Below are 6,905 nucleotides of genomic sequence, written 5' to 3' on the forward strand. Positions count from 1 at the left end.
ACTCATCGCACTGCCTTAACTTCTGCCCATATCACTGCATTGTTGTTCGGTTTAACCGGTATTTTTGGCGCGCTGATTCATGCTAGCGCAAGTGTCATCACACTGGGGCGAGCAGGTTTTGCGGTACTTGCCCTAGCTGTTTACGCATTGATACAGAAACGACCAATTTTTCGCGGATTGAATAAATCCGTAGTCGGCATTTTTATTTTGTCCGGTCTCTTGCTGGCCGCCCACTGGGTAACCTTTTTCATCGCTATCAAGGTCGGAGGGGTCGCAGTGGCGACACTGGGTTTTGCGAGTTTCCCCGCTTTCATCGCGTTGCTCGATATCGCGGTGTTTCGTGATCGACTGCATTTCTCTGAAACTGTTCTGCTTTCCTTGGTCACACTTGGTTTAGTACTCGTGACGCCATCGTTCGGCCTCGGCGATCAAGGTACCGTGGGGTTATTGTGGGGGCTAGGTTCAGGGCTTTCGTTTGCGTTGTTGGCCATGACGAATCGACGCGCTGCGAAAGGGGTCGATGCCGTTCAGGTTTCATTTTGGCAAAACGTTACCGTTGCATGCGTGATGGTTCCATTCGCGGCTTCCGACCTGATCGAACTGCGTTCATTTGATTGGTTGAACCTGGCACTCTTGGGCATATTTTGCACCGGTTTGTCGCAGTACTTGTTTGTGAAAAGTCTTGAAGGGTTGAATGCTCGAAGTGCAGGGATGATCATTTCATTGGAACCCGTCTATGCCATTGCCTGTGCCTGGTGGTTATTCAACGAGGCGCCTTCCTACCGGATGCTTGCCGGGGCAACACTGATAGTTCTGGCGATCCTCCTATCAGCCCAAGTGAAATCACCAAGCGCCAGCACGATTTCACACTAATAACTCACAAGAGTTACCAGTACGAGCGCGCAAACAAGATTCGCGCTGAAGAAGAGCAGCCGCTTTCTTGAGGTTTGGTGACCCACGGCTGCGTGTTCGGCTTTCGCTTCCGGAGCGATCCGGGAGCTTTTTTCTATTCAGCAGAAGATATGGTTCTTCCCTTGGCTGACCTGGTTGGTCATCGGKTTTATCGTGTGCGCGTTAGGCGTCATGGTTGCGATACCCGCGCACCGTAGCGAGGTGCTTTCTACCGGAGCCTTGACGATCGTGATCATCGAATTGGGGGTAATGAGTACTCGTCGCCACGCCCAAAAGACGGCGTGGTCGTCCGCTTCAGCAAAGTCGTAATGGGATAGAGATTGATCCCCCCTGATCGAGCAGCGACGRCAGCCCAGCCGCCGCTGCTCGATTTTTTGAATATAAAAACGAATAAAGACAACGGATTATGACCTTATATATCGGTCGATATATGGACGCGTCCTATCGCTGGCACTTAGCTTCGAATCGCAAACTTCACTTTGATTTCAAATAAGGAAAACCAAAATGGGTCGGCTGACAGGCAAAGTAGCGTTGATCAGTGGTGGGGCAGGTGGCTGTGGCTTGGCCGTTTCACAATTGTTTGCAAGAGAGGGCGCGAAAGTAGCGATCCTGGATCTGCCTACCAGTCAGGGCGAAGCAGTCGCTGAACAGATTAATGCTGCCGGCGGCGTTGCTTGTTTCCTACCTGCGGATGTGTCGGTTGCCGATCAGGTCAATCGTGCGGTCGGGCAAGCCGAGGAGCGCTTTGGCGCTATTACCGTTTTGATGAACCATGCAGGGACAATCTCTGCCGGGCCTTTCCTGGAAACCAGCGAGGCTGACTGGGATCGCCTGATGAGCATCAACGTCAAGAGCATGTTTCTCGTAACCAAGGCTGTCCTGCCGGGAATGATCGAGGCGGGCGGCGGCAGCATCATCTGCACCTCTTCCATCTCTGGTGTGGTCGGCACGCCCATGGAGGTTCTGTACTGCACCACGAAGGGCGCCTGCCATATGTTCTCGCGGGCCATTTCGGTCGAGTATCGCGATCGGAACATTCGCAGCAACGCCATTTGCCCTGGTTTTATCAGTACTGCACATGGTCAGCGCGAACTTGATCTGCTGCGCCGATTTGGTGTGGACGCATCCGATGAGGCAATCGGCGCGATGCAAGGCCGACTGTGTGAACCCGGCGAAGTAGCATCGGCGGCCCTGTTCCTTGCCAGCGATGATTCGAGTTTCGTCAACGGCACGCATCTGTTCGTCGATAACGGATATACCGCGCTCTAAGTCAGAACACTGACCACCAATAATAAAATCGTTTGCACCTGAATTCTGCCAAACAACAACACTTAAATAGCAGAGGCAGCAATGGAACATATAGGTACGTATGTCATTTATATCATCATGGTGTGCGCCGTTATTGGCGGTATAGCCTCCATCGTTAACGCAGAGTCGGAACTCGGTAAAGAATTCAACGCCGGCATTCATAGCATTGGCCCGATCTTCCTGCCTGTTGCAGGTATCATGGCCGCGATCCCCTTTATCTCTAGTTTCATTAGCCAGGTTCTGGCGCCGATATTTCTCGCCATGGGCTCGGATGCCGGTATCGCTGGGCCGATCTTCATCGCCTCCGATCTTGGCGGCTATCAGTTGGCTCATGCCCTGTCACAAAGTCCCGAGGGTTGGATCCTGGGGCTGATAACCGGGTTCCAGTCCGGCTCGACCGTGATTTTCGTCATCCCCGTCGGTCTGGCAATGCTCAACAAGGCCGATCACAAGTACATGGCGCTGGGTATCATGGCGGGTCTGCTGAGCATTCCGATCAGCATCATTATTATCGCGATGGCAATGCAGTTTCTTGGATTAGGAGTGCGTCCAGRCATCGCCACGGCAGGCGAAGCCACCCAGGCCCTACATTTCAACCTCGGGATGCTGCTTCAAAACCTAATGCCGTTGATTCTGTTCTGTGCTGCGTTGGCCGCAGCGTTGCGTTTCTTCCCTAACCTGATGGTGCTGCTGTTCCTGAGACTCGGACAGGTTGTATATGGGATCGTGACTCTGGTATTGGTGGCCTCGATCGTCGAGTACTTCACTTCGTTTTTCAGTTCTGTATTTGGTACTTGGGGTTTCGCCCCCATCATCGCCGATAAGGAAGACCAATTCCGCGCGCTGGAAATCGCTGGCTATGTTGGCATCATGTTGTGCGGTGCCTTCCCAATGGTCTACCTGATCAAGCGTTTCCTTTCCCAACCCATAGAGAAAGTGGCGGGTGCGTTGGGGCTTTCTCCCGTAGGTGCTGCAGGTCTGCTTGCGGCGTCAGCCAACATATTGGCAATGTTCCGACTGGTTGCCGACATGCCGCCCAAGGACAAAGTGCTGGTGATCGCCTTTTCCGTTTGTGCAGCGTTTACTTTTGGTGACCATCTCGCTTACTCCGCCAACTTCCAGCCTTCGCTCATTCTTCCGCTAATCATCGGCAAACTGAGCGGCGGCCTGATCGGTATGATGCTCGCGTATTGGCTTGCAGTGCCCAAGGCACTTGAGCTCGGTGAGAAGGACAGCGCGCAGAGTGCGCTCGGCACTGTCCCTGAGTTGACCTGATATACGCAGGGGTGATGTAACGCACGATGGTCTCCGTGACCATCGTACGTTTACATTTGAGTCCGCCTGAGCCGTTCTTTAAGAGGAAGTGTCGCTAGCATGAGAGCCGATGACGCGCAGATGCTATCAACCCTGATCAGTGCCGTTGGCTCCGATCGCTTGGGAACATCTATTGATTCAGTCCTGCGAAATACGCTGGGTTTCGATATGAGCTGCGGGTATCTCTTCCGCTTCAACCGCGCGCCGATCCTGATACACAACGGCTACAACAAGTCGGTGCCAGAGAGGACGCTTAACGCCTATGTTCGCGGTGGTTACCTGCTTGATCCCTTCTACGTCGCCTGCATTAATAATCATCCGGCCGGCCTTTGGCGGATGAGCGACCTGGCACCTGACAGCTTCTTTGCTTCGGGGTTTTCGATTTCCAAGGATTTGCATCCGTGTGTGTCTTCCGAGCATGGCACCCTGATAGAGGAAATAGGTTTCATCATCCCCGTTCAACCAAGGGTCGCCATCGTTTATTCGTTGATGAGGAACCTCAGGAATGGCGCCTTTCTGTCGAACGAGTTGAAAGCGCTCGAAACGCTTGCCCCTATCATCAATTCGTTATTGGAGCTGCATTGCCGGCTAAAGCACGGCGATTTTTATGCCGGCCCGGAGAGCACGGAWGCGAGATCGGAGGATGCGTTCATGCACATCCTCCAAGGGCAGCTGACCGAGACGCAGCGATACATCGCCAAGTTGATCTTGCAAGGCCATAGCAATACGTCTATCGCGGCCGTGTTGAACATCTCGGAAGGCACCGTGAAGGTTCACAAGCACAATATTTATCAGCGCCTAAATATTTCCACGAACGCCGAGCTTTTCCGGCGCTTCATCAGCTATCTGACCGGGCCACTCTGAAAAGACAGTGGTTTTCGCAATTGGGCACAAGGAGTTTTTAATGTGCTTCCTATACATGGCCGATCCGGCCGATGCACAGAAGTGGCGCGACGGCCTGTCATCGATGGCGCCTGGATTGGAATTTCGCCAGTGGCCTGATGTTGGTAACCCCACAGAGATTGGTTACCTCTTGGCTTGGGAGCCTCCGGCCAACCTTGCTGAACAATTTCCCAATCTTCGCGTCCTTTATTCGGCGGGGGCGGGCGTTGATCAGTTCGATTTGGTCGGTTTGCCCGCAGGGGTATCGTTGGTTCGGCTGGTTGATTCCTCGATGGCTGACATCATGGCCGAGTATGTTTTGTTTGCTGTCCTTGCCTTGCACCGGGACATCCTCGCGTACCAGGAGGATCAACGCAGTGGTCGTTGGCAGCCAAGGCCGATCGTGCACGCTTCGAAGCGGCGTGTGGGTGTCATGGGGCTAGGTCATCTAGGGCGAGCCGCACTTGCTCGCCTAGAACCTTTGGGGTTTCAGCTCAGTGGTTGGAATCGCTCTTTGAAGGATGTTCCTGGTGGACGTTGCTACGTTGGCCCGCAGCAGCTGAATGAGTTTTTGGCCCAGTGCGACATACTCGTGAACATGCTGCCGCTGACCCCCGAAACAAACGCAATACTTAATGCTGCTACGCTCGCTTGTCTGCCTAATGGCGCGGGATTGGTTAATGTGGGGCGGGGTGCCCATATCGTTGAGCAGGATTTGCTTGCTGCACTGAACGAAGGTCGTGTGGGTGGCGCGGTGTTGGATGTCCTTGCGCAGGAGCCTCCATCTCCCAATAGCCCTTTTCTGAAACATCCACGGATTCTCCTGACTCCGCATATCGCTAGCGATGTGCAGGTGGAAGGTGGTGTAGCGGTGATCGTCGAGAACCTTCGAAGAGAACGTGAGGGGGCACCGTTTCTGAATTTGGTTGATCGGTCGAGAGGCTATTAGATCTAACTTAGAGGGGGCGCGCGTGCGCCAATTCGAGGATGCGAAATGACGTACCGAACAGGTAGAGAAGCTTTTATACACGGCATTCGGACGCTCATCCCACTAACTCCCGGAGTCGTTCCATTTGGGCTGATTACCGGGGTGATGGCTGTCGAAATGGGAATGTCGCCAGCCATGAGTATCGGAATGACTTTGCTCTTCTACTCCGGCTCCGCTCAGCTGGTTGCACTCCAGCTACTTCAGAATGGTGCGTTGCCAGTTACGATTGTGGCCACGGCCTTGATCATCAACTTGCGCTTCATCATGTACAGCGCTTCGTTAGCCCCTTACCTGCACCATTTGCCTCGACGCTGGACGTGGCCTGTTTCTTACCTGCTTTCTGACCAGTCCTATGCGCTTTGCAGTCTGAAGTTCTCGTCAGGAGAACTCGGTCGGTTCGCGCCTCATTTTTATGCCGGGACAGCTTTTGCCATGTGGCTGACCTGGCAGCTCTCGGTTTTTGCCGGGGTGTATCTCGGCGCGAGCATCCCGGAGACGTGGTCGTTGACCTTTGCAGTACCGCTTTCTTTTTTAGCGCTACTCGTTCCGAGCATACGGGGTTCGGCGAGCTTGGGGGCTGCAGTCGTAGGGGGGCTGATCGCAGTGTTTGCCGTAAAGCTGCCCTACAACCTTGGATTGGTAACGGCTTCCATAGGGGGAGTCATTGCAGGGTTATTGATTGAAAGCATTCGAAAAAAAACGTTGAGYAGTGCTTCAGTCAATAACGTCGGGAGGGAGTCGCGATGAGTGATTGGTCTTTGTGGGTAATGTTTCTAGCGGTCGGCATAGGAACGTTTGTCATGCGACTTTCCTTTGTCGAGCTTTATGGACGATGGCGAATTCCTACGCTGCTAAGTCGAGCCTTGGTGTATGTGCCAGCGAGTGTGTTGGCAGCGCTGGTTCTACCCGCAGTAGTGTACCCCCATGGACAGGGTGAGTTTGCGTTCGATAATCCTCAGATACCGGCTGCGATTATTGCTGCCTGGATCGCCTGGAAGACTCGAAGCACAGTCCTGACACTTGCAGTAGGTATGGCGACTCTATGGGGGCTTAAGATCCTAGCTTTGTAACCCTACTAAGCATCTAGCTGCCGCTCACTCCAGCACCATCAGCACCGCGAGCGTTATGTTGAGAACTCTTCGTTTTTGCTGATTTGTGTCCAAAGCGCCACGAACGTTGCCGGCGACCTCCGCTGAGCCCCGCTGTTCGACCCACAGCGTCAATTCCATGATCGCGGCTTCGAGCGCCACTTGGTTTTGATTGATCTTGAAGAGTAGGGAAGGGAGTAGGTCTGGGTTCGACTTTGTGATTCCTCCGTGGAAGACATCAGCGTAGCAGCGGAGAGAACTGCTGGATCTTTCTAGTAGGACAGAGCACATCACATCAGCTTTTTGCGATTCAGCGAACCGTTCATAGGCCGCCTGTGCTTGTCATCGGAAACCGATGATGAAGACTTGCTGTGGTGGCTCATAGCCGCTAATAGTGAGGAGGTGCTTGGAGA

General features: G+C 53.6%; 8 protein-coding genes. 7 read left to right on the forward strand and 1 reads right to left on the reverse strand.

Going from position 1 to position 6,905, the window contains the following annotated elements; all coding sequences use genetic code 11:
* The 7 genes from AC1DSG_RS25160 to AC1DSG_RS25190 form a co-directional block, all read left to right on the forward strand.
* A partial coding sequence (locus AC1DSG_RS25160; RefSeq protein ID WP_477793314.1) for a DMT family transporter occupies positions 1-873 on the forward strand: 873 nt, incomplete at its 5' end.
* A gap of 543 nt (positions 874-1,416) precedes the next feature.
* Complete coding sequence (locus AC1DSG_RS25165) at positions 1,417-2,181, forward strand: SDR family NAD(P)-dependent oxidoreductase (RefSeq protein ID WP_477793315.1); 765 nt, start codon at positions 1,417-1,419, stop codon at positions 2,179-2,181.
* Between the two features lie 81 nt (positions 2,182-2,262).
* Entirely contained in the window at positions 2,263-3,495 is a 1,233-nt protein-coding gene (gene eutH / locus AC1DSG_RS25170; protein WP_477793316.1) for an ethanolamine utilization protein EutH, read from the forward strand.
* Positions 3,496-3,594: 99 nt separating this feature from the next.
* Entirely contained in the window at positions 3,595-4,398 is an 804-nt protein-coding gene (locus tag AC1DSG_RS25175; protein WP_477793317.1) for a helix-turn-helix domain-containing protein, read from the forward strand.
* Between the two features lie 55 nt (positions 4,399-4,453).
* A complete protein-coding gene (locus tag AC1DSG_RS25180) occupies positions 4,454-5,365 on the forward strand; it encodes a 2-hydroxyacid dehydrogenase (protein ID WP_477793318.1) in 912 nt (303 codons plus the stop codon).
* A gap of 45 nt (positions 5,366-5,410) precedes the next feature.
* Positions 5,411-6,151, forward strand: coding sequence for an AzlC family ABC transporter permease (locus tag AC1DSG_RS25185; RefSeq protein ID WP_477793319.1), 741 nt, complete (start codon positions 5,411-5,413; stop codon positions 6,149-6,151).
* Positions 6,148-6,474, forward strand: a complete 327-nt coding sequence (locus AC1DSG_RS25190; protein WP_477793320.1) for an AzlD domain-containing protein — start codon at positions 6,148-6,150, stop codon at positions 6,472-6,474. The genes AC1DSG_RS25185 and AC1DSG_RS25190 overlap by 4 nt, the downstream gene beginning before the upstream one ends.
* A 24-nt stretch (positions 6,475-6,498) precedes the next feature.
* Here AC1DSG_RS25190 and AC1DSG_RS25195 read toward each other — a convergent pair whose 3' ends face one another.
* Complete coding sequence (locus AC1DSG_RS25195; protein WP_477793321.1) at positions 6,499-6,714, reverse strand: hypothetical protein; 216 nt, start codon at positions 6,712-6,714, stop codon at positions 6,499-6,501.
* Positions 6,715-6,905 lie beyond the last annotated feature (191 nt).

The organism is Pseudomonas sp. P5_A12 (assembly GCF_056400685.1).